We start from the raw sequence: 23429 nt of genomic DNA, 5'->3' as shown, positions 1-23429 counted from the left end.
TGCCAGCATGTCAGACCCTACCGCCAACACAGCTCAGACGGCGCCTGCCGATCCCCCTCCCCGCAAGAAGAGATCCGCCCTGCAGGTGCTGCGCGAACTGCGCCAGCCCAAGGTCGCGGTGATGCTGGCCCTCGGCTTCTCGTCGGGACTGCCCTTCCTGCTCACCGCCAACACCTTCGGCTACTGGCTGCGCGACGAAGGCACCAGCCTCAAGGCAATCGGCTTCATCTCCTGGGTGGGCTTCGCCTACGCGTTCAAGGTGTACTGGTCGCCGCTGGTCGACCGGCTCGACGTGCCCATCCTCGGCAAACTCGGGCGGCGGCGCGGCTGGATGATGTTCTGCCAGATCCTGGTCGCCATCGGGCTGCTCGGCATGGCGCTGGTGGGCGTGACACCGGGACTGGTCGTCATCGGCGCGCTCGCGCTGTTGGTCGCCTTCGCGTCCGCCACGCAGGACATCGCGATCGACGCCTGGCGCATCGAGGCCGCGGACGATTCGGAGGAAGTCGGGCTGATGACGTCGGCCGCCCAACTCGGCTACCGCATCGCGCTGCTGGTCACCGATGCCGCGATCATCGCGGCCGCCGAGCGCGTCGGCTGGCAGCTCTCGTACGTGGCGATGGCGGTGCTGATGGGGGTCGGGCTGGTGGCGACTTTCTTTGCCTTCGAGCCCCAGCGCGCCGACGCCGTGCTGCACGCCAAGCCGCCGCTGTGGAGCCGCAAGGGCCTGATCGATGCGCTGCTCGGCCCCTTCATCGACTTCTTCCGCAAGCACAAGACCACGGGCCTGATCATCCTGCTGATGGTGGCGCTGTACCGGCTGCCCGACTTCATCATGGGGCCGATGTACAACCCCTACTACCACGACCTGGGCATCAGCAAGGACACGGTGGCGCTCGTGCGCGGCTCCTTCGGCCTGGTCGCCACCTTCGTCGGGCTGGCGGCGGCGGGCCTGTGCGCGATCCGCATCGGCATGCTGCCCACGCTGGTGGTCGGGCTGATCCTGGAAGGCATAGGCACCTGCGCGTTCGCGCTGCTTGCCTTGCACGTCGACTCGGTGACCTTCGCGGTGGTGATGTCGCTGGACTCCTTCGCGCAGTCCTTTGCCGGCGTGGCGCTGGTGACCTACATGTCCAGCCTGACCAGCCTGGGCTACACGGCGACGCAGTACGCCATGCTGTCGTCCACGTACGCGATCCTGGGCAAGCTGTTGAAGGGCTTCTCGGGCGTGGCGGTGGATACGCTCACGCCGAGCTACGGGCTGCTGGGGGCTTATGCGACCGCCTTCCTCGCGACCGGGCTGACGGCGATTCCGCCGCTGTTGCTGATCCTGGTGCTGTGGAAGATCCAGGGGCGGCACGGGACGACGGCGAACGGGTGACGGCGCGGGGGAGCCGCGGTTCGTTCCTCACCACGGCCTACGATGGGCTCGCGAATCCGCCGAACCGTAGGCCGGGGTGGCAACCCCGGCTTAGCCGCCGGATTTCGTAGGCCGTGGTGACGCAGGAACCGCGGCTTGCTCCGCCAACACCCCGCGCTGCACCTTCCCCAAGGCCGTCTTCGGCAAGGCCTCCATCCACACCCAACGGCGCGGCAACTTGAAGCGGGCCAACCGCCCGGCGAGATAAGCCGTCAATTCGGCTTCCTCCGCCGCCGAGCGCAACACCACCGCCACCGCCACCAGCTCGCCCCAGCGCTCGTCCGGCAAGCCGAAGGCCGCGCACTCCGCCACCGCCGGATGCGCCGCCAGCACCTGCTCGATCTCCGTCGGATGGATGTTCTCGCCGCCCGAGATGATCAGGTCCTTGGCGCGGCCGACGATGCTGTAACTGCCGTCGGCGGCTTGCTGCGCGAGGTCGCCGGTGGCGAACCAGCCTTCGGCGTCGCAGGCGGGCAGGTCCGGCCAGTAGCGCGCGACGACGTTCGGCCCGCGCACCAGCAGTTCCGCGGCATCCCCGTATTGCGCACCGAGGCGCGCTTGCACCATCGCAGCGGGCCAGCCGCAGGAACCGACATGGTCGAAGGCCTGCGCCGGCGGCAGGGCAATGGAGAACGGGCCGGTCTCCGTCGCGCCATAGACGTTGCACACCGGCACGCCACGAGCATGGAAAGCCTGCACCAGCGGCGCCGGCAGCAGGCTGGAGCCGGCCCACACGGCGCGCAGGCAGCCCAGCTCGGTTTCGGACCAGCGCGGGTGTGCGATCAAGGCCTGCATCGTGGCCGGCACCTGCAGGGTCAGCGTCGGCCGGTCGCGCGCGATCGCCTCCAGCGTCTCCCCGGGATGGAAGCGCGCATGCAGCAGCACGGGCGCGCCAACCAGCAGCGCGGGCAGCGTCTGGATGCACAGCCCGCCGACGTGGAACAGCGGCAGCACCGTCAGCACGCTGTCGGCGGGCGTCATCTCCTGCGTGCGCGCCGCGATCGCCATGTTGGCCAGCAGGTTCGCCTGCGTGTGCACCGCGGCCTTGGGTCCGCCCGTGGTGCCCGACGTGTAGACCAGCAAAGCGGCCGCGTCGGGTCGCGCGTGATCCGGAACCTCCCGGCCCGCGGCTTGCGCGAGTTCGTCGACGGAATGCAGCTGCAGGTCGAGCACGCTGGCCGCCTGCGCCCAGTCGGCGTCGTGCACCAGGTGGCGCGGCGTGCAGTCGGAGATCAGCCGCTGCCACTCGGGCGGCGCCAGCCGGAAATTCAGCGGCAGCAGGATCGCCCCGATGCGCGCCAGTCCGAACAGCAGCGCGAGCTGCAGCACGTGGTTGGCACCCAGCCAGGCCACCCGGTCGCCGGGACGCACGCCCCAGTCGTGCCACGCGACCGCAGCGCAGCGCATCGCCATCGCATCGAGTTCGCCGTAGGTATACGCGCGACCCGCGAAGCGCAATGCCTCAGCTTGCGGTGGGTGCAGGCGCAGGACCTCGGGGAGCGTGGAGGGCTGCGGATTGGAGACGGCCATTTACCTAACTTTACGGGCCCTACGTGCGTTGGCGAAGCGGTCAGACCACTATGTAAAGCAAGGGCCCCCGTGGTGGAGCCCAAACATTACCATCGGACCCCATGCAGCAACTCCTGATGATCGAAGACGACACCCGCCTCGCGCAGATGGTGAGTGAGTACCTCGAGCGTTCCGGCTTCGGCGTGACCCACGCGCCCGACGCGAAGGCCGGACTGCACCTGCTCGAAGAGCCGCCGTCCGGCGCCACGCCCGACCTGGTGGTGCTCGACCTCATGCTTCCCGACATCGACGGCCTCGAAGTGTGCCGCCGCGTGCGTGCCCTGCCCGGCGAGACCGGCAAGGTGCCCGTGCTGATGCTCACCGCCAAGGGCGACCCCATGGACCGCATCGTCGGCCTCGAGCTCGGCGCCGACGACTACCTGCCCAAGCCCTTCGAGCCGCGCGAACTGCTGGCGCGCATCCGCGCCATCCTGCGCCGCCGCACCGAAGGCGCGCCGCCGCCGGCCAAGACCATGAAGTTCGGCTCGATGGAGATCGACCGCGACGCCCGCACCGTGACGGTGGGCGGCAAGCCGGCCGACCTCACGTCCTACCAGTTCGACCTGCTGGTGGTGCTGGCCGAGCGCGCGGGCCGCGTGCTCACGCGCGACCAGATCATGGAGGCCGTGCGCGGCCGCGAGCTGGAAGCCTTCGACCGCTCCATCGACGTGCACATGGGCCGCATCCGCGCCGCCATCGAAGCCGACGCCAAGAACCCCAAGCGCATCCTCACGGTGCGCGGCGTGGGCTACGTGTTCGCCAAGCAGCAGGACTGACGCAGGACCAACCGCCCGTGGCTGCATGACCGCCTGGAACGCCGGCTGGCGTTTCCCCCTCTACCTGCGCATCTGGCTCGCCGTCATCGTGACGGTGGGCCTGCTCACCATTGCCGTCGGCTACCTGTGGCGCGTCAATACCGAGCAGACGCCGATGCGCGAGGTGATCATCCGCGACCAGAACGACGAGGTGATCGGCCAGAGCATGGTGCGGCCCACCCGCGTGCCGGGCCAGGGCGTGGAATTCGACGTGCAGATGAAGGACGGCCGGGTGGTGACGGTGCAGTTGCCGCCGCGCCCGCGTCCGCCCGGCGAGCGTCCGGGCGGCCGGCCCTGGCTGCCGCGCGGTCCGCAGGGTTTCCTGTGGCTGCTGGGCATGGTGGGCCTGGCCGTGGCGATCGGCAGCTATCCCATCGTGCGGCGCCTGACCGTGCGGCTGGAAGACCTGCGCCGTGGCGTGGAACGTTGGGGCGAGGGCGACTTGAGCGTGCGCGTGCCCGAGCGCGGGAACGACGAAGTCGCTTTCCTGGCGCAGCGCTTCAACCAGGCGGCCGAACGCGTGGACACGCTGGTGCAGTCGCATCGCTCGCTGCTGGCCAATGCCTCGCACGAGCTGCGCTCGCCGCTCGCGCGCATCCGCATGGGGCTGGAACTGATGGACCCCGAGCCGTCGGAGCGCTCGCGGGCCGAGATCACCCGCAACATCGCGGAGCTGGACCAGCTGGTCGACGAGATCCTGCTGGCCAGCCGGCTCGATGCGCGCGCCAGCGACATCGGCACCTTCGAATCGGTGGACCTCACAGGGCTGGCCGCAGAGGAGGCGGCGCGGACCGGTGCAGACCTGGAAGTCGCCGAGGGTGAGGGTACGGTGGTCGTCCAGGGCGTCGCCAAGCTGCTGCGCCGGGCGTTACGCAACCTGCTGGAGAACGCACGCCGTTACAGCAACGGGCCGGTGCAGATCACGGTGCGGCGCCTGGGCAGCCAAGCGGAAGTGCGGGTCTGCGACCGCGGCCCGGGCGTGCCGGAAGCCGAGCGCGAACGCATCTTCGAGCCCTTCTACCGCCTGCGTGGCGCCAGCGAACGCGAGGGCAGCGTGGGCCTGGGCCTGGCCCTCGTCCGGTCGATCGCCACGCGCCACCACGGCGAGGTGCACTGCGAGGAGAACCCCGGCGGGGGTGCATGCTTTGTTCTTACTTTGGCCTGTGATCGAATGTAACATTTCTCGCCATGGCGGGCGATTGTGAAGAAGATGACTTCCCCGTCCTGAAAACGATGCCTCCGCCAAATGAGTGATGCCTGAACCGCACAGCCTCGCTACATTGGACTGACTGTCACGCATCGTCCGGACACCAGAATTCAAGTCTCCCAACGACGTCCTTCCAAGGACTTGATACAGCCACCGCAAGGTGGCTGTTTTTTTTGGTTCACTCTGAAATCGCTGGGGCGATTTCAGAGTGGTTCTGATCAGTGCGAAGAGGACCGGCGAAGCCGGATCCTCTCCGCAAGGGGGACCGGACTGCGCGATGCTCCGCTCGGTCCGGGTGCCGCTAGCGGAGGGGGAACTGGCTCCGTGGACGCGCGCTCAACTCGGGAACGCGGTGAGGCCCGGCTCGTCGCTCGGCTGTGCTGGCGTCCGCGCCACGTTCATCAGCCAGTTCACCATCGTGAAGTAGCCGATCAACGCCGTCAGCTCGACGACGCCCTGCTCGCCGAACTGCTTCAGCGTTTCCGCGTAAGTGACGTCGCTGCTGCCGTTGGTGCGCAGCAGTTCGGCGGTGAAGTCCAGCGCGGTCTCCTCCTCGACGGGCAAGCCCTTGGGACGCGCGCCGGCCCGCAACGCCTCCAGCGTCGCCTCCGCCACGCCCCCCTTGCGCGCCAGCGGCGCATGCATCACCCACTCGAACTGGTTGCCGACATGGCGCGCGGCGGCGCAGGTCACCAGTTCGCGGATGCGGGCGTCGAGCACGGAATCGAAGCGCAGGTACTCGCCGACTTTCGCCATGCGCTCCAGCAGTTCGGGGCTGCGCAGCAGCGGCAGGAACGGGCCGTAGACGCCCTTGCGCGGACCGGCGATCAAGGCCTGGGCGGCGGCGCGCTGGGCCGGCGTCATGGCGGCGTCGGCGGGCAGCGGCAGGCGCTCGCCGCCGGGTTGGCCGAAGCCCTGCACGGTGGATTCAGGCATGGACGATCTCCTTGGAAACGAAAAAGGCACGGCGCGCGAGCCAGGCGCTGCTGGCCAGCAAGGCCAGCGCGCCGGCTTGCAGCGCGAGGGCGAGGCCGCGCTCGTGCAACGCCGGCCATTGGAGCAGAAGCGCCGACAGCACCGGCCCCGCGATCTGCCCGAAGGCGAAAGCCGCGGTCACTTGCCCGACCCGGCGGGCCGCCTGCTGCGGCGCGCGCGCCCGCATCTCCTGCACGCCGGCCAGCGTGATGACCATGAAGGTGCCGCCGACCAGCAGCGCCGACAGCGCGATGGTCGCGCCGTTCAACCACAGGCTGGGCAGCAGCGCGCCCACGCCCATCAGCGCCTGGCTCACGGCCCAGACCTGCAGCCGGCTCGCGTGCCTGACTATCCATGCGGACAGCACCGTCGACGCGGCGGCGGTCGCCCCGAACAATGGCCAGGCCAGACCGAACAGCCGCGGGTCGTCGACGACGCTGCGCGCCAGCGCCGGCAGGAAGGTCGCGGGGAGGATGTAGCCGAAGCCCATCAAGCCATAGCAAACGACCAGCCCACGCATCTCCGCATCGGCGCGCCCGGCTTCACCGTAGGCCGGGGTGGCAACCCCGGCTTGCGGCATCCGCAGCAGCACGCCGACCACGGGCACCATCAGCGCGAGCGCCAGCACGCCGAGCCCCACCCACAAATCGCGTGCTGCCACGCCGGCCGCGCCCGCGATCCAGCAAACCAGTCCCGTCAAGGCGATGCCCGTCCCCACACCGGCATACACCCACCCTGCCTGGGCCTGCCTGCCGTCGCGCGCCAGCGCGCCAAGGCACCACACGCTGGTCGCCACGAACACCCAGGCCGACGCGACGCCGGCCGCGAAGCGCAACAGCAGCCACCACGCCATGCCCGGCCACGCCATCGCGGCGGTGGTCGCGGCCGTCAGCAGCAGCGCGACGCCGGCCAGCCGGGTCGCCTTGCCCGGCAGCCGCGCCGCCGTCAAGGCGCCGACGAAGTAGCCGACGTAGTTGGCCGCCGCCAGCCATCCGCCCGCCGACAGGCCGAGCTGCCCGTCGCGGGCCATCAGCGGCAACAGCGGCGTGAAGGCAAAGCGACCGATGCCCATCGCCGCCGCCAGCGACAGCAGGCCGCCCAGCACCACGGCCCAGTGCGGCACGGAACGCTCGGTGGTTGTCATGGCCTTCGATTGAATCCAGAATCGGCTCCAGGCACAAATGAATAAATCTGGAGCACCGTTCTCGCCATGAGAAGCTTGGACCTCGACAGCCTGGACATCTTTCGCACCGTGGTGGCCGAAGGCGGCGTGATCCGCGCGGCGCAGAAACTGAATCGCGTGCAGTCGAACGTCACCACGCGCATCAAGCAGCTGGAGCAGCGCCTGGGCACGTCGCTGTTTCGCAAGCAGGGCCGCGGGCTGGTGCTGTCGCCCGAGGGCGAGCTGCTGCTGTCGTATGCGCAGCGCCTGTTCCGCATCGCCGACGAGGCCGAGAACGAACTGCGCAGCGGCCGGGCGATGGGCATCTTGCGCATCGGTTCACTGGAAAGCACGGCGGGCAGCCGCCTCGCGCCCATCCTCTCGCGCTTCCACCGCCAGCATCCCGGCGTGGTGGTGGAGCTGGCGACCGGAACCACCGGCGCCCTGCTGCAACGCGTGGCCAGCTTCGAGCTCGAAGCGGCTTTCGTGTCCGAGCCCTTCTCGCCCGGCGCGCTGGAGTCGCGCAAGGTGTTCGAGGAGGAACTGGTGCTGGTCACCGGCAAGGACGTGGCGGAAGTCCGGCGCGCCGCCGACCTCGCGGGCATGACGCTGATCGCCTTTGCCAACGGCTGCTCGTACCGCAAGCGGCTGGAGGAGTGGCTGGGCGCCGGGCCGGTGCTGCCGGCGCGCACGCTCGAGTTCGCGTCCTACCAGGCGATGGTGGCTTGCGTGGCGGCCGGCACGGGATTCGCCGTCGTGCCGCGCTCGCTGCTGGTGGCCATGAAGTCGGCGCAGGACGTGCGGCAGCACGAATTGCCGGCCAAGGTGCGCAGGAACCGCACGCACCTGGTGTGGCACGGCGCGCCGTCGACGGCGTTGCAGCGCTTGATCGAGTTGCTGCCTTAGCCGCGGTTCGGCTGCGCGCTCACCACGGCCTACGAGGAGCGCCGTCGCGGCTCACTCCGGCTCGATCCCCGCCGCTTTCACCAAGGCGCCCCACCGCGCCGTGTCGCGCGCAATCAAGGCCCGCAGCGACTCCGGATCTCCCGGGAACGGCAAGGCGTACATCTTCGCGAGGTACTCCTCCATGCCCGGGCTGCGCACGATCTGGTTGGTGAGTTCCGCCAGCCGCTGCACGATGGGTTGCGGCGTCTTCGCCGGCGCGAACAGCGCCAGCCAGGCGACGAACTCGTAGCCCGGCAAGCCCGCCTCCGCCATCGTCGGCAGGTCGGGCACCGCGGGCACGCGGCGCGAGGACGTGATGGCCAGCGCCTTCACCTTGCCGCCCTGCGCCTGCGCGACGCCGAGTCCCGCGTCGGTCACCAGGAAGTGCAGTTGCCCGCCGACCAGATCGGTGATCGCCTGCGCCGAGGTCTTGTACGGCACGTGCACGGCATCGATGCCGGCCTGTTGCCGGAAGGCCTCCGATGCGATGCGCCCGGTGGCGCTGGAGCTGCCGTAATTCAGCTTGCCCGGCTGGCTTTTCGCCAGCGCGATCAGCTCCTGCAGGCTGTTCACCTTCAGCGCGGGCGACACCACCAGCACCTGCGGAATCGTCGCCAGCGTGGTGATCGGCACGAAGTCCGCCACCGGGTCGTAAGGCAGCTTCTTGAACAGGTGGACGTTCGCGGCGTGCGTGGAGTTGGCGCCGAACAGCAAGGTGTGGCCATCGGGCTGCGCGCGCGCCACGTACGAGGCCGCGACGCCGCCCAGCGCGCCTTGCTTGGCTTCCACGATGAAGGGCTGGCCGGTCGCGTCGCGCAGGCGGTCCGCGAGGTAGCGCACCATCAGGTCGTAGGCATTGCCGGGACCGAAGGGCACGATGATGCTGACCACGCGCGAGGGATAGGTCTGCGCGTGGGCGAAAGGCGCCAGCGCGGCGGCGGCGCCGGCGGCGAGGACGGTGCGGCGATCCAGGAGCTTGTGCATGGTGTCGTGTTCCTTCACAGGTAGCCGTGTTCGCGGTAATAGCGCTCGGCGCCGGGATGCAGGGGCGCGTCGACGCCATGCGGCATGCGCTTCGGATCGATCGGATAGGTCAGCGGACTCTGGTGCACCGGGATGTGCCGGAAGCGGGCCTCGAACTCCGCGCGCTCCTCCACCAGCACCGCCGTGACGCGGTAGGCCACGTCCTCGGGCATGTCGTCGCGGCACAGGATGCCCCAGTTGGACCAGTCCAGGCAAGGCACGTCGTGCTCGTTGCGCAGCCGCCCCTTCTCCACCACCGCCGGACGCAAGCCGTACTCGTCGACCAGGATGCGCATCGCTTCCGGCTCGATCGGGATGAAGTTCATCGGGTACTGGCCGACCAGCTCGGTCCAGTTCGACACCATGATGGCCTCGTTGAACACCGCATTGCACTGGCCCGACTGCGCGGCCTTCAGGCACGCGCGCGGATTTTCGTGCTCGAAGTAGGAGCCGCCCCACTTCACGATGTCCATGGGAGCTATCCCGTGCGCCTGGAAGACCAGGTCGATCACGTAGCTGCACAGGCAGTCGTCGTCGCGCGGCGGCATGGCGATGTGCAGCACCGGCTTCTTCTCGCGGATGTCGGCGAAGGAACGGATGCCGGTGTCGGCGCGCACGGCCAGCGTGAGCCGGTCGTCCTGCGGCAGGTGGCCCAGGGTGCGCAGGTTGAGAAAGGCCTTGCCGCCGTAGAAGTGCTTGCCTTCGCGCGCCCAGCGCACGCCGACGTGGATGGGCGTCGTCACCGCGAGGTCCGCCTCGCCCATGCCGACCAGCTCCACGCTGTCGCGGTAGGCGCTGCCGGTGCGCACGGTGAACTTGGACAGGCGCGCCGAGCGCCAGCGCAGGTGCGCCGACACCCAGCCCCAGATGGTGTGGAAGTTGGCGGTTCCCCAGTCACCGACCATGGTGAGGTCGAGCCGCGGGTCCTGGTGCAAAGGCATGGCTTGTCTCCGTGTACGAGCCATGGATGGTGAGGTCGCTTGCGCGAACCCACCCTACGGGAATTCCATGAGTCCGCGGTGCGGGCTCACACCAGGGCGCGGATGCGCTGGGCGCTCACATCGGTGAGGCAGCGGAAATGCCCCAGCGGGCACTCGCGCTGGAAGCACGGCGCGCAATCCAGCGGCGGCTGGTAGTCGGGGTCCTGCTTCAGCCACACGACCTGCGCGCGCTCGTTCAGCGGCGGCGTGTGCAGCGGGCTCGACGAGCCATACAAGGCGACCTGCGGCACCCCGAACGCCGCGGCCACGTGCATCAGCCCCGAATCGTTGCTGACCACGTGGCCGGCGCCGGCGATCAGCGCGAAAGCTTCGAGCAACGAGGTGTGGCCGGCGAGATTGCGGCAACGCTCAGGCGCCTGGGAACGGATGTCCTCGCAAAGATCCGATTCCTTGCCCGACCCGAGCAGCAGCACGGGCCGATCGAGCAAGGCCGCGAGCGCGCCGAAGTGCGGCCAGCGCTTGGCCGGGCCGTACTCGGCGCCGGGCGCCATCACGACGTAGCCGCCGCGCGCCAGTCCATGCTTCGTGAGGATGGCATCGATGTCGCCCGCGGGCAGCGAGAGCCGCGGCACGTCCGCCTCGAGTCCGCCCTCGCCGCTCAAGGCCGAATAGAAGGCGACCATCGGCGGTTTGTTCTTCGGGTTCTTCAGGCGGTGGGTCAGCAGGCCGACGCGCGCTTCGCCCAAGTAGCCGACGCGGCGCGGCACGCTCGCGAGGAAGGGGAGCAACGCGCTCTTGAGCGAATTGGGCAGCACGTAGGCCGTGTCGAAACGGCCCTGCAGCTGCCGGCCGATGCGGCGGCGCTCCTTGAGCTGGAGGCCGCCGTGGGCAAAGGGAAAGTCGATGACCTCGTCCACCTGCGGCATCGCGCGGTAGACCGGCGCCACCCAGGGCAACGCGCCGACCGTGAGCCGCTCGCCGCGCGCGCGCAGGCGGCGCAGCAGCGGCTCGGTCATCACCGCGTCACCGATCCACTGCGGCGCGATGACGAGGGAGCGGCCTTCAGTGGTGGGAGCCGAAATGCTCGCCTTCCTTCAGCTTGTAGACGGTGCCGCAGTAAGGGCACTTGGCGGAGCCGCTGCCGGCCACGTCCAGGTACACCCGCGGGTGGTTGTTCCACAGCTTCATGTCGGCCTTGGCGCTGGGGCAGAAGACGCCGCCGTTCGAATTGAGGTCCTTGGCGGTCAGCTCGATGACCGTTTCCTTGCGGGCCGCAGTGGTGTTCATGGCGATCAGACCTTGGTCAGCCAGTGGGCGTACTTGGGATTGCGGCCGTTGACGATGTCGAAGAACGCGCTCTGGATCTTTTCGGTGATCGGGCCGCGGCGGCCGATGCCGATCTCCACGCGGTCGAGTTCGCGGATGGGCGTCACTTCGGCGGCGGTACCGGTGAAGAAGGCCTCGTCGGCGATGTAGATCTCGTCGCGGGTGATGCGCTTCTGCACCAGCTCCAGGCCCAGGTCCTTGCAGATGTGCATCGCGGTGTTGCGGGTGATGCCGTTCAGCGCGCCGGCCGACAGGTCGGGCGTGTAGACCACGCCGTCCTTGATGACGAACACGTTCTCGCCGGCGCCTTCGCTGACGAAGCCGCTGCTATCCAGCAGCAGGGCCTCGTCGTAGCCGTCGTCCAGCGCTTCCATGTTGGCCAGGATCGAGTTGCTGTAGTTGCTGACCGCCTTGGCCTGCGTCATCGTGATGTTGACGTGGTGGCGCGTGTAGCTGGAGGTCTTGACGCGGATGCCGCGCTGCATGCCTTCCTCGCCCAGGTAGGCGCCCCAGGCCCAGGCCGCCACCATCAGGTGGATCTGGTTGCCCTTGGGGCTCACGCCCAGCTTCTGCGAACCGATCCAGGTGAGCGGGCGGATGTAGCAGCTTTCCAGCTTGTTGGCGCGCACCACCTGCTTCTGCGCCTCGTTGACCTGCTCCTTGGAGAAGGGCAGCTGCATGCGCAGGATCTTGGCGCTGTTGAACAGGCGGTCGGTGTGTTCCTGCAGGCGGAAGATCGCCGTGCCGTTGACCGTGTTGTAGGCGCGGACACCCTCGAAGGCGCCGCAGCCGTAGTGCAGCGTGTGGGTGAGCACGTGGATCTTGGCGTCGCGCCAGTCGACGAGCTCGCCGTCCATCCAGATCTTGCCGTCGCGGTCGGCCATCGAAGGTACTACCGGGCTCATGAGAGTTCCTTATGGGGGGTGGTCGCGACCGGGTCGCGGAAACCGCCGATTTTACGGCGCGGGCGTTTCGGGCCGGGACAGCTCCCATTTCACCAGCTTGCCCTTGTCGAAGGTGCAGGTGACCGAGGAGGCCGAGCCGTCGGTCCAGCGGTAGATCTCGGGATTCGTTTCCTTCTCGCTCAGCTGCTCGCCGATGGCCTTGGTCATGGCCATCACGTGCAGCAGGTTGACGCCCGGCTTCAGCTTGGCGTTGAGCATCACGGCGCTGTCGACGAAGCCCACCGGCCGGTTGGAAGCGCGCTGCAGCACCTTCATCATGCGGGTGAAGTGCAGCAGCATCCAGGTGACGATGCCCGTCACCACCAGGCCCACGCCCATCCAGCCGTAGCTGCGCCAGGCCACGACGATGAGCACGACGCCCACGATGGGCGGGATGAATTTCCGGAAGTTCATGGGGCGTGATTGTCTCAGCCCCGGCCCGCCCTTCAGGCCAACCCCCGCACCACCTCCAGCGCCTGTTCGATCCGCTCCACCGGATGGATCGTCAGGCCCTCGAGGTCGCGCCCGCCGCCGCCCTTGGGGGCGTTGGCCTTGGGCACGATCGCGACCGAGAAGCCCAGCTTGGCGGCTTCCTTCAGGCGCTCCTGGCCGCGCGGCGCCGGCCGCACTTCGCCGGCCAGGCCCACTTCACCGAAGGCGATGAAGCCCTTGGGCAAGGCCCGCCCGCGCAGCGACGACGCGATGGCCAGCATCACGGCCAGGTCGGCGGCCGGCTCGCTGATGCGCACGCCGCCCACCGCATTGACGAACACGTCCTGGTCCATGCAGGCCACGCCCGCGTGCCGGTGCAGCACCGCCAGCAGCATCGCCAGGCGATCGCGGTCCAGGCCCACCGACAACCGGCGCGGACTGGGGCCGCCGCTGTCCACCAGCGCCTGGATCTCCACCAGCAGCGGGCGCGTGCCTTCCAGCGTCACGAGCACGCAGCTGCCCGGCACCGGCTCGCTGTGCTGCGAGAGGAAGATCGCGCTGGGGTTGGAGACGCCCTTGAGGCCCTTCTCCGTCATCGCGAACACGCCGATCTCGTTGACGGCGCCGAAGCGGTTCTTGATGGCGCGCACCAGCCGGAAGCTGGAATGCGTGTCGCCCTCGAAATAGAGCACGGTGTCGACCATGTGTTCCAGCACGCGCGGCCCGGCGAGAGCGCCTTCCTTGGTCACGTGGCCGACCAGCACGATGGTCGTGCCGCCCGCCTTGGCGGCGCGCGTGAGGTGCGCCGCGCATTCGCGCACCTGCGCCACCGAGCCGGGCGCGGAGGTGAGCTGGTCGCTGTAGACGGTCTGGATCGAGTCGATCACCGCCACCGCCGGCTGCTGCGCGGCGATGGTGGCCAGGATCTTCTCCAGCTGGATCTCGGCCAGCACGCTGACCTGCGAGCGGTCCAGCCCGAGCCGGCGCGAGCGCAGCGCCACCTGCGCGCCGCTTTCCTCGCCGGTGACATAGAGCGTGGGGACGCCGCCGCGCTGCAGGCCGTCCAGCGCCTGCAGCAAGAGGGTGGACTTGCCGATGCCGGGGTCGCCGCCGATCAGCACCACGCCGCCTTCGACGATGCCGCCGCCCAGCACGCGGTCGAGTTCGGGGATGCCGGTGGGCGTGCGCGGCACTTCCGCGGCCTCGATGTCGGCGAGGACGGCGACCTCGGAAGCCGGCGCCAGCGCGGCGAAGCGGTTGCGGGCATTGGCCGCCGGCTCCGCCACGCTTTCCACCAGCGTGTTCCAGGCATTGCAATGCGGGCACTTGCCCTGCCACTTGGGCGTGCTGCCGCCGCATTCGGTGCAGCTGTAAATCGTCTTGTCCTTGGCCATGGGGCGAGTCTAAGATGAGACGATGGACACCCTTCCAAGCTACGCCGAATTCGAGTCCGAGTCCCGGGAGCTCGGTTATTCCGAAGTCCTGGAACGCAAGTGGCAGCCGGGCCAGGTGCTGGACCTGCACAGCCATCCTTTCGACGCCCATGCGCTGGTCGTGGCCGGCGAGATGTGGCTGACGGTGAACGGGCGCACGCAGCACCTGCTGCCCGGCGGGCGCTTCGAGGTGGCGCGCGGAACGCCGCATGCCGAGCGCTACGGCGACGCCGGCGCCATCTACTGGGTAGCTCGGCGGTAGACCGCGGACTGGAAGTCCCGCTTGCGGCCGGCGTCGCCGTCATTTAACATGTTAAATAACGGCAAGCACTGGCCATGTCCTCCACCACCTTCGTCCACCGCAACCTGCCGCGCCTGCTGCTGCAGGCGCGCGAGTCCGTCATGGCGCACACGCGGCCCAGCCTGCGCGAGCACGGCCTGTCGGACCAGCAGTGGCGCGTGCTGCGGGTGCTGGGCGAGCACGGCGCGGTGGAGACCGGCCGCGTGGCGAGCGAGGCCTATATCCTCGGCCCCAGCCTCACGGGCGTGCTGGCGCGCATGGAGCGCGACGGCCTGATCCAGCGCGAGCGCGACCCGGCCGACCAGCGCCGCACCGTCGTCGAGGCCACGGCCAAGGGCCGCAAGATGGTCGCGCGCCTGTCGGACACCATCGAAACCCATTACCAGTGGCTGGAACAGTCGCTGGGCAAGCAGAAACTGGCGCAGCTCTACGAGCTGCTCGATCAACTCATAGACCTGGAGCAGCCATGAACGGTGTTGCGCGAGGCACGGTGTACGGCACGCTGATGAATTTCCGCGGCGAGCTCGACGCACTGGGCGCGAAGATGGACGAGGCCCCGTACAAGGCGCCGCCCAAGGCGCCGGTGCTGTACGTGAAGCCGGCCAATACCTGGAGCGAGAACGGCGCCGCCATTCCCGTGCCGGCCGGCGTCACCGAAGTCGCGGTGGGTGCCACCGTCGCCATGGTGATGAAGTCCGCCACCGAGATCGCGGGCTACGTGCTGATGAACGACCTGATGATTCCGCACGACAGCTTCTTCCGCCCGCCGGTGAAGCTGGATTGCCTGGACGGCTTCCTCGGCATCGGCGAGCGCGTGCGCTCCCGCAACGAGGCCGGCGACCCGGCCGTCTTCAAGCTGGAGGTGCGCATCAACGGCGAGCTGAAGCAGACGGTGCGCTTCTCGCAGCTGGTGCGCTCGGCCGACCAGCTGCTGGCCGACGTCAGCGAGTTCATGACGCTGGGCACCGGCGACATGCTGATGCTGGGCGTGGATGCGAACCGCCCGCGCGCCAAGGTGGGCGACCGCATCGACATCTTCATGCCCGCCTTGGGCACGCTCACCAACACCCTCGTGGCGGAGGCCGCATGAAGCACGCACGCGTGATCCACCAGGGCGTGACCCATGCCGCCACCGAGCAGGACGGTTGGCGCCTGCTGCTGGACAACGGCGAGCTGGTCTCCCCCGACGCCGTCACCTGGCTGCCGCCCCTGAAGCCGCAGCCGCGCCCGCGCACCATCCTGGCGCTGGGCCTCAACTACGCCGACCACGCCAAGGAGCTGGCCTTCAAGGAGCCGCCGAAGGAGCCTCTGGTGTTCCTGAAAGGCGAGCGCGCGTTGACCGGCCACCGCCAGTTCACCCGCCGGCCCGCGGGCGTGGAGTTCATGCACTACGAGTGCGAGCTCGCCGTGGTGATCGGCCGCACCGCCCGCAAGGTGAAGCGCGACGACGCCTACGACTTCATCGCCGGCTACACCGTCGCCAACGACTACGCCATCCGCGACTACCTGGAAAACTGGTACCGGCCCAACCTGCGCGTGAAGAACCGCGACGGCGCGACGCCGGTCGGCCCGTGGCTGGTGGACCGGGCCGACGTGCCGGACCCGATGGCGCTTGCACTGAAGACCACCGTCAACGGCGACGTCACGCAGTCGGGCAACACGAAGGACATGATCTTCGACGTGCCTTTCCTCATCGAGTACTTCACCAGCTTCATGACCTTGCAGCCCGGCGACCTGATCCTGACCGGCACGCCGGACGGCGTGGTCGACTGCAAGCCGGGCGACGTGGTCGTCACCGAGATCGAGGGCCTGGGCGCCCTCATGAACACCATCCAGGGCTAGAGCATGCGGATCGATCACCTGATCAACGGCGAGAAGGTCGCCGGCAAGGACTATTTCGAGACGGTCAATCCGGCCACGCAGGAAGTGCTGGCGGAGGTCGCGTCCGGCGGCGAAGCGGAAGTCAACGCCGCGGTCGCAGCGGCGAAAGCCGCCTTCCCGAAATGGGCCGCCCTGCCCGCCACCGAGCGCGCCAAGCTGATTCGCAAGCTCGGCGACCTGATCGCGAAGAACGTGCCGGAGATCGCGCAGACCGAGACCAACGACACCGGCCAGGTGATCGCGCAGACCGGCAAGCAGCTGGTACCGCGCGCGGCCGACAACTTCTACTACTTCGCCGAGATGTGCACGCGCGTCGACGGCCACACCTACCCGACGCCCACGCACCTGAACTACACGCTGTTCCATCCGGTGGGCGTCTGCGCGCTGGTGTCGCCCTGGAACGTGCCTTTCATGACCGCCACCTGGAAGGTCGCGCCCTGCCTCGCCTTCGGCAACACCGCGGTGCTGAAGATGAGCGAGCTGTCGCCATTGACGGCGGCGCGCCTGGGCGAGCTGGCGCTCGAAGCCGGCATCCCGGCCGGCGTTCTGAACCTGGTGCATGGCTACGGCAAGGAAGCCGGCGAGCCGCTGGTGCGGCATCCCGACGTGCGCGCCATCTCCTTCACCGGTTCCACGGCGACGGGCAACCGCATCGTCAAGGAAGCGGGCCTGAAGAAGTTCAGCATGGAGCTGGGCGGCAAGTCGCCCTTCGTCATCTTCGACGACGCCGACCTCGATCGCGCGCTGGATGCCGCGATCTTCATGATCTTCTCCAACAACGGCGAGCGCTGCACCGCCGGCAGCCGCATCCTGGTGCAGAAGTCCATCTACGCGTCCTTCGTGGACAAGTTCGTGGCGCGTGCCAAGCGCATCACCGTGGGCGATCCGCTGGACGAGAAGACCATCATCGGGCCGATGATTTCGCAGGGGCACCTGGCCAAGGTGCGCCACTACATCGAGCTGGGGACGCAGGAGGGCGCCACGCTGCTGTGCGGCGGCCTCGACGCCCCGACCGTGGCGCAGCGCGTGAAGAAGGGCAACTACGTCGCGCCGACCGTGTTCGCCGACGTGGACAACAGCATGAAGATCGCGCAGGACGAGATCTTCGGCCCGGTCGCCTGCCTGATCCCCTTCGAGGACGAGGCCGACGCGATCCGCATCGCCAACGACATCCAGTACGGGCTTTCCAGCTACGTGTGGACCGAGAACCTGGGCAAGGCCCACCGTGTCGCCGCGGCAGTCGAGGCCGGCATGTGCTTCGTCAACAGCCAGAACGTGCGCGACCTGCGCCAGCCCTTCGGCGGCACCAAGGCGTCGGGGACCGGACGCGAAGGCGGGACCTGGAGCTACGAGGTATTCCTGGAACCGAAGAACATCGCGGTCTCCATCACGCCGCACCATATTCCTCATTGGGGAGTGTGAGATGGGCACCCTCGCCCTCGCGGCCAAGATCACCCACGTGCCCTCGATGTACCTGTCGGAGTTCCCGGGGCCCAACTTCGGCTGCCGCGATGCGGCGATCAACGGCCACAAGGAGATCAACCGCCGCTGCCGCGCGCTGGGCGTGGACACCATCGTGGTGTTCGACGTGCACTGGCAGGTGAACAGCGAGTACCACATCAACTGCGGGCCGAAGTTCTCCGGCATCTACACCAGCAACGAGCTGCCGCACTTCATCAAGAACATGCCTTACGAGTACCCTGGCAATCCGGCGCTGGGGCACCTGATCGGCGACATGGCCAACGCCATGGGCGTGAAGAGCCGCGCGCACTCCGACACCACGCTGGAACTCGAATACGGCACCCTGGTTCCCATGCGCTACATGAACGCCGACCAGCACTACAAGGTGATCAGCGTGAGCGGCTGGTGCGACTGGCACGACCTCGAGGAGTCGGCCCGCTTCGGCCTCGCCGTGCGGCGGGCGATCGAGGAAAAGTACGACGGCACCGTCGCCGTGTTCGCGAGCGGGTCGCTGTCTCACCACTTCGCCGACAACGGCCGCGCGCCCGAGTTCATGCACAAGGTCTACGACCCTTTCCTGGAGCAGGTGGACCACCGCGTGGTGGAACTGTGGAAGCAGGGCGACTGGAAGACCTTCATCGGCATGCTGCCCATGTACGCCGAAAAGTGCTGGGGCGAAGGCGACATGCACGACACCGCCATGCTGCTCGGCCTGCTGGGCTGGAAGGACTACCGCGCGCCCGTGGAAATCGTCACGCCCTATTTCGGCAGCTCCGGCACCGGCCAGATCAACGCCATCTTTCCCGTCACGCCGCTGGCGGCCTGAGGATCTCCATGCCCCATTGCGTCATCCTCTACACGCCGAACCTGGAGACGAAGACCGACGTGGGCGCGCTGTGCCGCAAGCTGGCGGACCGCATGCTGACCATCAAGGACGAGGCCGGCAAGCAGGTCTTCCCCACCGGCGGCACGCGCGTGCTGGCCTACCCGGCCGCGCATTACGCCGTGGCCGACGGCGAGGACGACTACGGCTTCATTTACATCAACGTGCGCATGGGTGCGGGCCGCAGCGCCGAAGTGCAGAAGAACGCCGGCGACCGCCTGCTGGAGGTGGTGAAGGCGCACGTCGCGCCGATGTTCGAGAAGGAACTGGTCGGCGTCACATTGCAGATCGACGAAAGCCCCGGCCAGGTCTACGACGCCAAGCACAGCACCTTGCACCCCTTGTTCAACAAATGAATCCAGAACTCATCCAGCAGCTTGCCGCCGAACTGCACGCCAGCGAGAAGTCGCGCGTGCAGGTGGAGCATTTCTCCAAGCGCTTCCCCGGCATGACCATCGAGGACGGCTACGCGATCTCGCGCGCCTGGGTCGCGATGAAGATCGCCGAAGGCCGCAAGGTGCGCGGCCACAAGATCGGCCTCACTTCGCGCGCCATGCAGCTGTCCAGCCAGATCGACGAGCCGGATTACGGCACCTTGCTGGACGACATGTTCTTCGCGCCCGGCGACATCCCGGCCGACCGCTTCATCGCACCCCGGGTGGAGGTGGAACTGGCCTTCGTCCTCAAGCGCAAGCTGCAAGGCGAAGTGAGCGTCGACGAAGTGCTGGCCGCCACCGAATACGTGACGCCCGCCATCGAGATCATCGACGCGCGCATCGAGCAGTTCGACCGCCACAGCAAGGCGATGCGCAAGGTCTACGACACCATCAGCGACAACGCGGCCAACGCCGGCATCATCCTGGGCGGCAACAAGGCGCACCCGCGCGAGGTGGACCTGCCCTGGTGCGGCGCCATCCTGCGGCAGAACGGCGCGGTGGAAGAGACCGGCCTGGCCGCGGGCGTGCAAGGCCACCCGGCGATCGGCGTCGCCTGGCTCGCGAAGAAGCTCGCGCCCTGGGGCGAGCACCTGGAGGCGGGCGAGGTCGTGCTGGCCGGTTCCTTCACCCGTCCCGTTGCCGCGAAGAAGGGCGACCTGTTCGACGCCGACTACGGCCCGCTCGGGCGCTTCGAATTCAAGTTCGTCTAGGACCCCGCATGAAGACCCCCATGAATCCCTTCAAGAAGGCGCTGGCCGACAAGCGCACCGTCTACGGCCTGTGGTGCAGCCTGCTGGGCCCGCTGACCACCGAGATCTGCGCCGCCGCCGGCTACGACTGGCTGCTGCTCGATGCCGAGCACACGCCCAACGATCCGATGAACCTGATGCTGCAGGCGCAGTGCATCGCGGCCTACCCGGACACGCACGCGGTGGCGCGCGTGCCCATGGGCCACGGCTACGTCGGCCAGGCGCTGATCAAGCAATACCTCGACCTCGGCATCCAGACCATCCTGGTGCCCATGGTCGATACGCCGGAGCAGGCGCGCGAGCTGGTGCGCTGCATGCGCTATCCGCCCGAGGGCATCCGCGGCATGGCGGCGGCGCGCGCCTCGGGCTGGGGCCGCAACGGCAACTACGCCAAGGAAGCGAACCGCGAGGTCTGCCTGCTGGTCCAGGTGGAAACGCGCGAGGGCGTGAAGAACCTCGATGCCATCGCCAGCACCGAAGGCGTGGACGGCGTCTTCATCGGCCCGTCCGATTTGTCAGCGGCTTTCGGTCACGTGGGCGATCCCTGGCATCCGGAGATGCAGGAGATCATCGCCGACGCCTTCGGCCGCATCCACGCCGCCGGCAAGGGCGTGGGCATCCTGACCCTCGACGAAACCCTGGCGCGCAAGCACGTCGAGATGGGCGCGAACTTCATCGCGCTGGGCACCGACAGCAACCTGCTGGTCAAGGCCACCAGCGGCCTGCTCGCCAAATTCAAGGGCGGCGCCCAGCCCGCGGCGGCCGCCAAGCCGCAGAACTACTGAGGAATCGCCATGAACGCCGTGATGCAACCCCGCGCGCCCGACTTCCATCCCGACGAGTGGAAGGCCCGCGTCGAACTCGCCGCCGCCTACCGCATCTTCGACATGCTCGGCTGGACCGAGATGATCTACAACCACATCACCGTGCGCGTGCCCGAAAGCGTGAGTGGCGGCGCCAAGCACTTCCTGATCAATCCCTTCGGGCTGCACTACTCCGAGGTGACCGCCAGCAACCTGCTGAAGATCGACGTGCAGGGCAACAAGCTCGACAAGCACAACCCGTGGCCGGTGAACCCCGCCGGTTTCACCATCCACGCCGCCATCCACGAGCACGTGCCCGACGCGCACTGCGTGATGCACACCCACACGACCAACGGCCTCGCGGTGGCCTGCTCCGAAGGCGGCCTGGCGCAGAACAACTTCTATTCCGCGCAGCTGCACGACATGGTGGCGTACCACGACTTCGAGGGCATCACCATCCACGCCGAGGAGGCGCCGCGCCTGCTCGCCAGCATGGGCAAGAAGCCACTGATGATCCTGCGCAACCACGGCCTGCTGGGCCTGGGCGCGACGGTGCCGCTGGCCTTCGTCAACCTGTGGACCTTGCAGCGCGCCTGCGATGTGCAGGTGGCGCAGGCCGCCCTGGGCCGCGCGATCCCCATTCCGGAGCCGGTGGCCATCAAGACCACGCGTGACTCCTTCCAGTTCGACGCCCAGTTCGGCGCGGGCCAGGACGTGTTCGACGCGATGACACGCCTGATGGAAAAGCGCAGCGGCACGGACTACAAGTCATGAAGGCCTGCATCTACGGCGCCGGCGCGATCGGCGGCTGGATCGGCGTGCGGCTGGCGCAGGCCGGCTGCGAGGTGAGCGTGGTGGCGCGCGGGGCGACGCTGGACGCCTTGCGCACGCACGGCCTGCGCCTGCATACCAACGGCGAAACGCTGGCGGCACCGGTCAAGGCCAGCGCCTCGCCCGCGGACTTCGGCGTGCAGGACCTGGTGATCGTCGCGGTAAAGGCGCCGGCGATGGCCGACGTGGCCGCGGCGATCCGTCCGCTGCTGGGCCCCGACACCATCGTGCTGACCGCCATGAACGGCGTGCCCTGGTGGTTCTTCCAGGGCTTCGGCGGCGCGTACGAGGGCACGCGGCTGAAGGCCGTGGACCCTTCGGGCAGCATCGCCGAGGCGATTCCCGCCAAAAGCGTGGTCGGCTGCGTGGTGCACGCGAGCTTTGCCCTGCGCGAGCCCGGCTTCGTGCAGCACCACTTCGGCAACAAATTGATCGTCGGGGAGCCTTCCGGCGAGAAGACGCAGCGCGTGCGCGACCTGGTGGCCCTGCTGCAGAAGGCCGGCATCGAGACGGAGCTTTCAGAGCAGATCCAGAAGGACGCCTGGTACAAGCTTTGGGGCAACATGACCGTGAACCCGGTCAGCGCGATGACGGGCGCCACCACCGACCTGATCCTCAACGACGACCTGGTGCGCGGCTTCATTTCCGCGGTGATGCTGGAGGCGCGGGAAATTGGGGGCCGGATCGGCATCCCGATCGCGCAGCAGCCGGAAGACCGGCACCAGATCACGCGCAAGCTGGGCGCCTTCAAGACCTCGATGCTGCAGGACGTGGAAGCCGGCAAGCCGGTGGAACTCGATGCGCTGGTCACGGTGGTCAAGGAGCTGGGCACGCTGACCGGCGTCGCCACGCCCTTCACCGACGCCTTGCTGGGCCTGAGCCGCCTGCACGCCCGCGTGCACGGCTTGTACTAGCGCATGGCGGCCATCCCGGCGCCGGCGCGCGCCATCACCGGCACGGCCTTTGCCACGCTGCTGCTGATCGCGCTGATGATGGGCGCGAACCACGTCGCCGCGCGCATCTCCTTCAACAACGGCGCCGACGTCGCGACGGCGGTGGTGTTCCGCAGCACGGTCACGGCGCTGGTGATCGTCGCGCTGCTGGCGGCGCAAGGCGTGCGCGTGAAATTCAGTGCCCGCCACAGGAAAGTGCTGCCCGTCATCGGGCTGCTGATCGGCGTGCAGAGCCTGTGCCTGTATTCCGCCGTGGCGCGCCTGCCGGTGGCGCTGGCCCTGCTGGCCTTCAACACCTATCCGATCTGGACGGCGCTCTGGTCCTTCGTGGTGTACCGCCAGCAGCCGGAGAAGCCGATGCTGGTGGCCATGCCGGTGATCCTGGTCGGATTGGCGCTGGCGCTCGACGTGTTCGGCGCGGCTTCCGGGCTGGGCGCGTCCGGCCAGTGGGCGCGCATCGGCGCCGGCGTGGCCTTCGCGCTGGCGGCCGCGGGCACGTTCGGCCTGGCGCTCGTGCTGACGCAGCACGAAGCGGGCGACGTCGACGGCCGCGTGCGGACCGCCACCACGATGACGATGGCCAGCCTGGTGGCGCTGGTGACCGTGGCGCTGCAAGGCGGCTTCCACCTGCCCACCGCCCCTGCAGGCTGGGGCGGGCTGGCGGCGCTGACCTTCCTCTACGGCACCGCCTTCACCATCATGTTCACGGTGCTGCCGCGGCTGGGCGTGGTCGGCAACTCCGCGATCATGAACGTGGAGCCGGTGTTCGCGCTGGTGCTGGCCTGGCTGATCCTCGGGCAGAGCATCGCGCCGGTGCAGGTCGGTGGGGCGCTGCTGGTGGTCGGGGCGGTGGTGGCCTTGGGCCTTCGCAAGCGCTGAGGGCCGCAGTTCGGCTTCGCGCTCACCACGGACTACGGGGGGAAAAGCCGGGGCGTTTT

26 protein-coding genes are annotated in these 23429 nt (G+C 68.5%); 16 read left to right on the top strand and 10 right to left on the bottom strand.

From position 1 onward, the window contains the following. Positions 1-7 precede the first annotated feature (7 nt). Complete coding sequence (locus tag LZ009_RS22955; protein WP_275700321.1) at positions 8-1381, top strand: AmpG family muropeptide MFS transporter; 1374 nt, start codon at positions 8-10, stop codon at positions 1379-1381. A 90-nt stretch (positions 1382-1471) separates the two neighbouring features. Here the strand turns inward: LZ009_RS22955 and LZ009_RS22950 are convergent, their stop codons facing one another. Continuing rightward, positions 1472-2950 carry a class I adenylate-forming enzyme family protein gene (locus tag LZ009_RS22950; protein ID WP_275700320.1) on the bottom strand — a complete coding sequence of 493 codons (1479 nt, stop codon included), beginning with the start codon at positions 2948-2950 and terminating at the stop codon, positions 1472-1474. Positions 2951-3051: 101 nt separating this feature from the next. Between LZ009_RS22950 and LZ009_RS22945 the strand changes: the two genes are divergently transcribed. Together LZ009_RS22945 and LZ009_RS22940 are read left to right on the top strand one after the other, a co-directional pair. Continuing rightward, the gene (locus LZ009_RS22945) at positions 3052-3765 is read left to right on the top strand and encodes a response regulator (protein WP_275700319.1); all 714 of its coding nucleotides are present in this window, start codon (positions 3052-3054) and stop codon (positions 3763-3765) included. 25 nt (positions 3766-3790) lie between these two features. Beyond that, a complete protein-coding gene (locus tag LZ009_RS22940; protein WP_275700318.1) occupies positions 3791-4981 on the top strand; it encodes a HAMP domain-containing sensor histidine kinase in 1191 nt (396 codons plus the stop codon). Between the two features lie 366 nt (positions 4982-5347). Here LZ009_RS22940 and LZ009_RS22935 read toward each other — a convergent pair whose 3' ends face one another. Together LZ009_RS22935 and LZ009_RS22930 are read right to left on the bottom strand one after the other, a co-directional pair. Then, positions 5348-5947, bottom strand: a complete 600-nt coding sequence (locus LZ009_RS22935) for a carboxymuconolactone decarboxylase family protein (RefSeq protein WP_275700317.1) — start codon at positions 5945-5947, stop codon at positions 5348-5350. Beyond that, positions 5940-7130: a YbfB/YjiJ family MFS transporter gene (locus LZ009_RS22930; RefSeq protein ID WP_275700316.1), complete on the bottom strand. Its 1191-nt coding sequence runs from the start codon at positions 7128-7130 to the stop codon at positions 5940-5942. The genes LZ009_RS22935 and LZ009_RS22930 overlap by 8 nt, the downstream gene beginning before the upstream one ends. 66 nt (positions 7131-7196) lie before the next feature. Here LZ009_RS22930 and LZ009_RS22925 point away from each other — a divergent pair, with 66 nt between their 5' ends. After that, positions 7197-8054: a LysR family transcriptional regulator gene (locus LZ009_RS22925; RefSeq protein WP_275700315.1), complete on the top strand. Its 858-nt coding sequence runs from the start codon at positions 7197-7199 to the stop codon at positions 8052-8054. Between the two features lie 51 nt (positions 8055-8105). On the opposite strand, the gene LZ009_RS22920 is transcribed toward LZ009_RS22925, so the two are convergent. From LZ009_RS22920 to radA, 7 genes are all read right to left on the bottom strand, one after another. Beyond that, positions 8106-9077 carry a Bug family tripartite tricarboxylate transporter substrate binding protein gene (locus tag LZ009_RS22920; RefSeq protein ID WP_275700314.1) on the bottom strand — a complete coding sequence of 324 codons (972 nt, stop codon included), beginning with the start codon at positions 9075-9077 and terminating at the stop codon, positions 8106-8108. Between the two features lie 14 nt (positions 9078-9091). Next, entirely contained in the window at positions 9092-10057 is a 966-nt protein-coding gene (locus LZ009_RS22915) for a TAXI family TRAP transporter solute-binding subunit (protein ID WP_275700313.1), read from the bottom strand. Positions 10058-10143: 86 nt separating this feature from the next. Beyond that, the gene (gene waaF / locus LZ009_RS22910) at positions 10144-11139 is read right to left on the bottom strand and encodes a lipopolysaccharide heptosyltransferase II (RefSeq protein ID WP_275700450.1); all 996 of its coding nucleotides are present in this window, start codon (positions 11137-11139) and stop codon (positions 10144-10146) included. After that, complete coding sequence (locus LZ009_RS22905) at positions 11120-11344, bottom strand: zinc-finger domain-containing protein (RefSeq protein WP_275700312.1); 225 nt, start codon at positions 11342-11344, stop codon at positions 11120-11122. The genes waaF and LZ009_RS22905 overlap by 20 nt, the downstream gene beginning before the upstream one ends. 5 nt (positions 11345-11349) lie before the next feature. Further along, entirely contained in the window at positions 11350-12288 is a 939-nt protein-coding gene (locus tag LZ009_RS22900; RefSeq protein WP_275700311.1) for a branched-chain amino acid transaminase, read from the bottom strand. Positions 12289-12339: 51 nt separating this feature from the next. Next, on the bottom strand, positions 12340-12741 hold the full coding sequence (locus LZ009_RS22895; RefSeq protein ID WP_275700310.1) for a glycerate kinase: 402 nt from the start codon (positions 12739-12741) through the stop codon (positions 12340-12342). 32 nt (positions 12742-12773) lie between these two features. Continuing rightward, positions 12774-14153, bottom strand: a complete 1380-nt coding sequence (radA, locus tag LZ009_RS22890) for a DNA repair protein RadA (protein WP_275700309.1) — start codon at positions 14151-14153, stop codon at positions 12774-12776. Between the two features lie 22 nt (positions 14154-14175). Here radA and LZ009_RS22885 point away from each other — a divergent pair, with 22 nt between their 5' ends. The 12 genes from LZ009_RS22885 (at position 14176) to LZ009_RS22830 (ending at position 23370) form a co-directional block, all read left to right on the top strand. Further along, on the top strand, positions 14176-14454 hold the full coding sequence (locus tag LZ009_RS22885; protein WP_275700308.1) for a cupin domain-containing protein: 279 nt from the start codon (positions 14176-14178) through the stop codon (positions 14452-14454). A 74-nt stretch (positions 14455-14528) separates the two neighbouring features. Beyond that, positions 14529-14963 carry a homoprotocatechuate degradation operon regulator HpaR gene (gene hpaR, locus LZ009_RS22880; RefSeq protein ID WP_275700307.1) on the top strand — a complete coding sequence of 145 codons (435 nt, stop codon included), beginning with the start codon at positions 14529-14531 and terminating at the stop codon, positions 14961-14963. Then, positions 14960-15583 carry a fumarylacetoacetate hydrolase family protein gene (locus LZ009_RS22875; protein WP_275700306.1) on the top strand — a complete coding sequence of 208 codons (624 nt, stop codon included), beginning with the start codon at positions 14960-14962 and terminating at the stop codon, positions 15581-15583. Before hpaR ends, LZ009_RS22875 begins: the two co-directional genes overlap by 4 nt. Continuing rightward, positions 15580-16335 carry a fumarylacetoacetate hydrolase family protein gene (locus LZ009_RS22870; protein ID WP_275700305.1) on the top strand — a complete coding sequence of 252 codons (756 nt, stop codon included), beginning with the start codon at positions 15580-15582 and terminating at the stop codon, positions 16333-16335. Before LZ009_RS22875 ends, LZ009_RS22870 begins: the two co-directional genes overlap by 4 nt. A 3-nt stretch (positions 16336-16338) precedes the next feature. Then, complete coding sequence (hpaE, locus tag LZ009_RS22865) at positions 16339-17796, top strand: 5-carboxymethyl-2-hydroxymuconate semialdehyde dehydrogenase (protein WP_275700304.1); 1458 nt, start codon at positions 16339-16341, stop codon at positions 17794-17796. 1 nt (position 17797) lies between these two features. Further along, a complete protein-coding gene (gene hpaD / locus LZ009_RS22860) occupies positions 17798-18661 on the top strand; it encodes a 3,4-dihydroxyphenylacetate 2,3-dioxygenase (protein ID WP_275700303.1) in 864 nt (287 codons plus the stop codon). 8 nt (positions 18662-18669) lie between these two features. Then, on the top strand, positions 18670-19074 hold the full coding sequence (locus tag LZ009_RS22855) for a 5-carboxymethyl-2-hydroxymuconate isomerase (RefSeq protein ID WP_275700302.1): 405 nt from the start codon (positions 18670-18672) through the stop codon (positions 19072-19074). Further along, positions 19071-19865, top strand: coding sequence for a 2-oxo-hept-4-ene-1,7-dioate hydratase (hpaH, locus tag LZ009_RS22850; protein WP_275700301.1), 795 nt, complete (start codon positions 19071-19073; stop codon positions 19863-19865). The genes LZ009_RS22855 and hpaH overlap by 4 nt, the downstream gene beginning before the upstream one ends. A gap of 8 nt (positions 19866-19873) precedes the next feature. Beyond that, positions 19874-20689 carry an HpcH/HpaI aldolase family protein gene (locus tag LZ009_RS22845; protein ID WP_275700300.1) on the top strand — a complete coding sequence of 272 codons (816 nt, stop codon included), beginning with the start codon at positions 19874-19876 and terminating at the stop codon, positions 20687-20689. 9 nt (positions 20690-20698) lie between these two features. Further along, the gene (locus tag LZ009_RS22840) at positions 20699-21481 is read left to right on the top strand and encodes a class II aldolase/adducin family protein (protein WP_275700299.1); all 783 of its coding nucleotides are present in this window, start codon (positions 20699-20701) and stop codon (positions 21479-21481) included. Further along, positions 21478-22452 carry a 2-dehydropantoate 2-reductase gene (locus LZ009_RS22835; protein ID WP_275700298.1) on the top strand — a complete coding sequence of 325 codons (975 nt, stop codon included), beginning with the start codon at positions 21478-21480 and terminating at the stop codon, positions 22450-22452. Before LZ009_RS22840 ends, LZ009_RS22835 begins: the two co-directional genes overlap by 4 nt. 3 nt (positions 22453-22455) lie before the next feature. Beyond that, complete coding sequence (locus tag LZ009_RS22830) at positions 22456-23370, top strand: DMT family transporter (protein WP_275700297.1); 915 nt, start codon at positions 22456-22458, stop codon at positions 23368-23370. Positions 23371-23429: the final 59 nt, after the last annotated feature.

Origin of the sequence: Ramlibacter paludis, assembly GCF_022012305.1 — a bacterium.
Taxonomy (GTDB): Bacteria; Pseudomonadota; Gammaproteobacteria; order Burkholderiales; family Burkholderiaceae_C; genus Ramlibacter; species Ramlibacter paludis.
The sequence above is the reverse complement of the archived record's forward strand: the minus strand, read 5'-3'. Positions and strand labels throughout refer to the sequence as shown.

Bases quoted from the DNA above. Each gene is read 5' to 3' on its own strand.
- LZ009_RS22955 (WP_275700321.1), top strand. From the start codon at position 8: ATGTCAGACCCTACCGCCAACACAGCTCAGACGGCGCCTGCCGATCCC.
- LZ009_RS22950 (WP_275700320.1), bottom strand. From the start codon at position 2,950: ATGGCCGTCTCCAATCCGCAGCCCTCCACGCTCCCCGAGGTCCTGCGC.
- LZ009_RS22945 (WP_275700319.1), top strand. From the start codon at position 3,052: ATGCAGCAACTCCTGATGATCGAAGACGACACCCGCCTCGCGCAGATG.
- LZ009_RS22940 (WP_275700318.1), top strand. From the start codon at position 3,791: ATGACCGCCTGGAACGCCGGCTGGCGTTTCCCCCTCTACCTGCGCATC.
- LZ009_RS22935 (WP_275700317.1), bottom strand. From the start codon at position 5,947: ATGCCTGAATCCACCGTGCAGGGCTTCGGCCAACCCGGCGGCGAGCGC.
- LZ009_RS22930 (WP_275700316.1), bottom strand. From the start codon at position 7,130: ATGACAACCACCGAGCGTTCCGTGCCGCACTGGGCCGTGGTGCTGGGC.
- LZ009_RS22925 (WP_275700315.1), top strand. From the start codon at position 7,197: ATGAGAAGCTTGGACCTCGACAGCCTGGACATCTTTCGCACCGTGGTG.
- LZ009_RS22920 (WP_275700314.1), bottom strand. From the start codon at position 9,077: ATGCACAAGCTCCTGGATCGCCGCACCGTCCTCGCCGCCGGCGCCGCC.
- LZ009_RS22915 (WP_275700313.1), bottom strand. From the start codon at position 10,057: ATGCCTTTGCACCAGGACCCGCGGCTCGACCTCACCATGGTCGGTGAC.
- LZ009_RS22905 (WP_275700312.1), bottom strand. From the start codon at position 11,344: ATGAACACCACTGCGGCCCGCAAGGAAACGGTCATCGAGCTGACCGCC.
- LZ009_RS22900 (WP_275700311.1), bottom strand. From the start codon at position 12,288: ATGAGCCCGGTAGTACCTTCGATGGCCGACCGCGACGGCAAGATCTGG.
- LZ009_RS22895 (WP_275700310.1), bottom strand. From the start codon at position 12,741: ATGAACTTCCGGAAATTCATCCCGCCCATCGTGGGCGTCGTGCTCATC.
- radA (WP_275700309.1), bottom strand. From the start codon at position 14,153: ATGGCCAAGGACAAGACGATTTACAGCTGCACCGAATGCGGCGGCAGC.
- LZ009_RS22885 (WP_275700308.1), top strand. From the start codon at position 14,176: ATGGACACCCTTCCAAGCTACGCCGAATTCGAGTCCGAGTCCCGGGAG.
- hpaR (WP_275700307.1), top strand. From the start codon at position 14,529: ATGTCCTCCACCACCTTCGTCCACCGCAACCTGCCGCGCCTGCTGCTG.
- LZ009_RS22875 (WP_275700306.1), top strand. From the start codon at position 14,960: ATGAACGGTGTTGCGCGAGGCACGGTGTACGGCACGCTGATGAATTTC.
- LZ009_RS22870 (WP_275700305.1), top strand. From the start codon at position 15,580: ATGAAGCACGCACGCGTGATCCACCAGGGCGTGACCCATGCCGCCACC.
- hpaE (WP_275700304.1), top strand. From the start codon at position 16,339: ATGCGGATCGATCACCTGATCAACGGCGAGAAGGTCGCCGGCAAGGAC.
- hpaD (WP_275700303.1), top strand. From the start codon at position 17,798: ATGGGCACCCTCGCCCTCGCGGCCAAGATCACCCACGTGCCCTCGATG.
- LZ009_RS22855 (WP_275700302.1), top strand. From the start codon at position 18,670: ATGCCCCATTGCGTCATCCTCTACACGCCGAACCTGGAGACGAAGACC.
- hpaH (WP_275700301.1), top strand. From the start codon at position 19,071: ATGAATCCAGAACTCATCCAGCAGCTTGCCGCCGAACTGCACGCCAGC.
- LZ009_RS22845 (WP_275700300.1), top strand. From the start codon at position 19,874: ATGAAGACCCCCATGAATCCCTTCAAGAAGGCGCTGGCCGACAAGCGC.
- LZ009_RS22840 (WP_275700299.1), top strand. From the start codon at position 20,699: ATGAACGCCGTGATGCAACCCCGCGCGCCCGACTTCCATCCCGACGAG.
- LZ009_RS22835 (WP_275700298.1), top strand. From the start codon at position 21,478: ATGAAGGCCTGCATCTACGGCGCCGGCGCGATCGGCGGCTGGATCGGC.
- LZ009_RS22830 (WP_275700297.1), top strand. From the start codon at position 22,456: ATGGCGGCCATCCCGGCGCCGGCGCGCGCCATCACCGGCACGGCCTTT.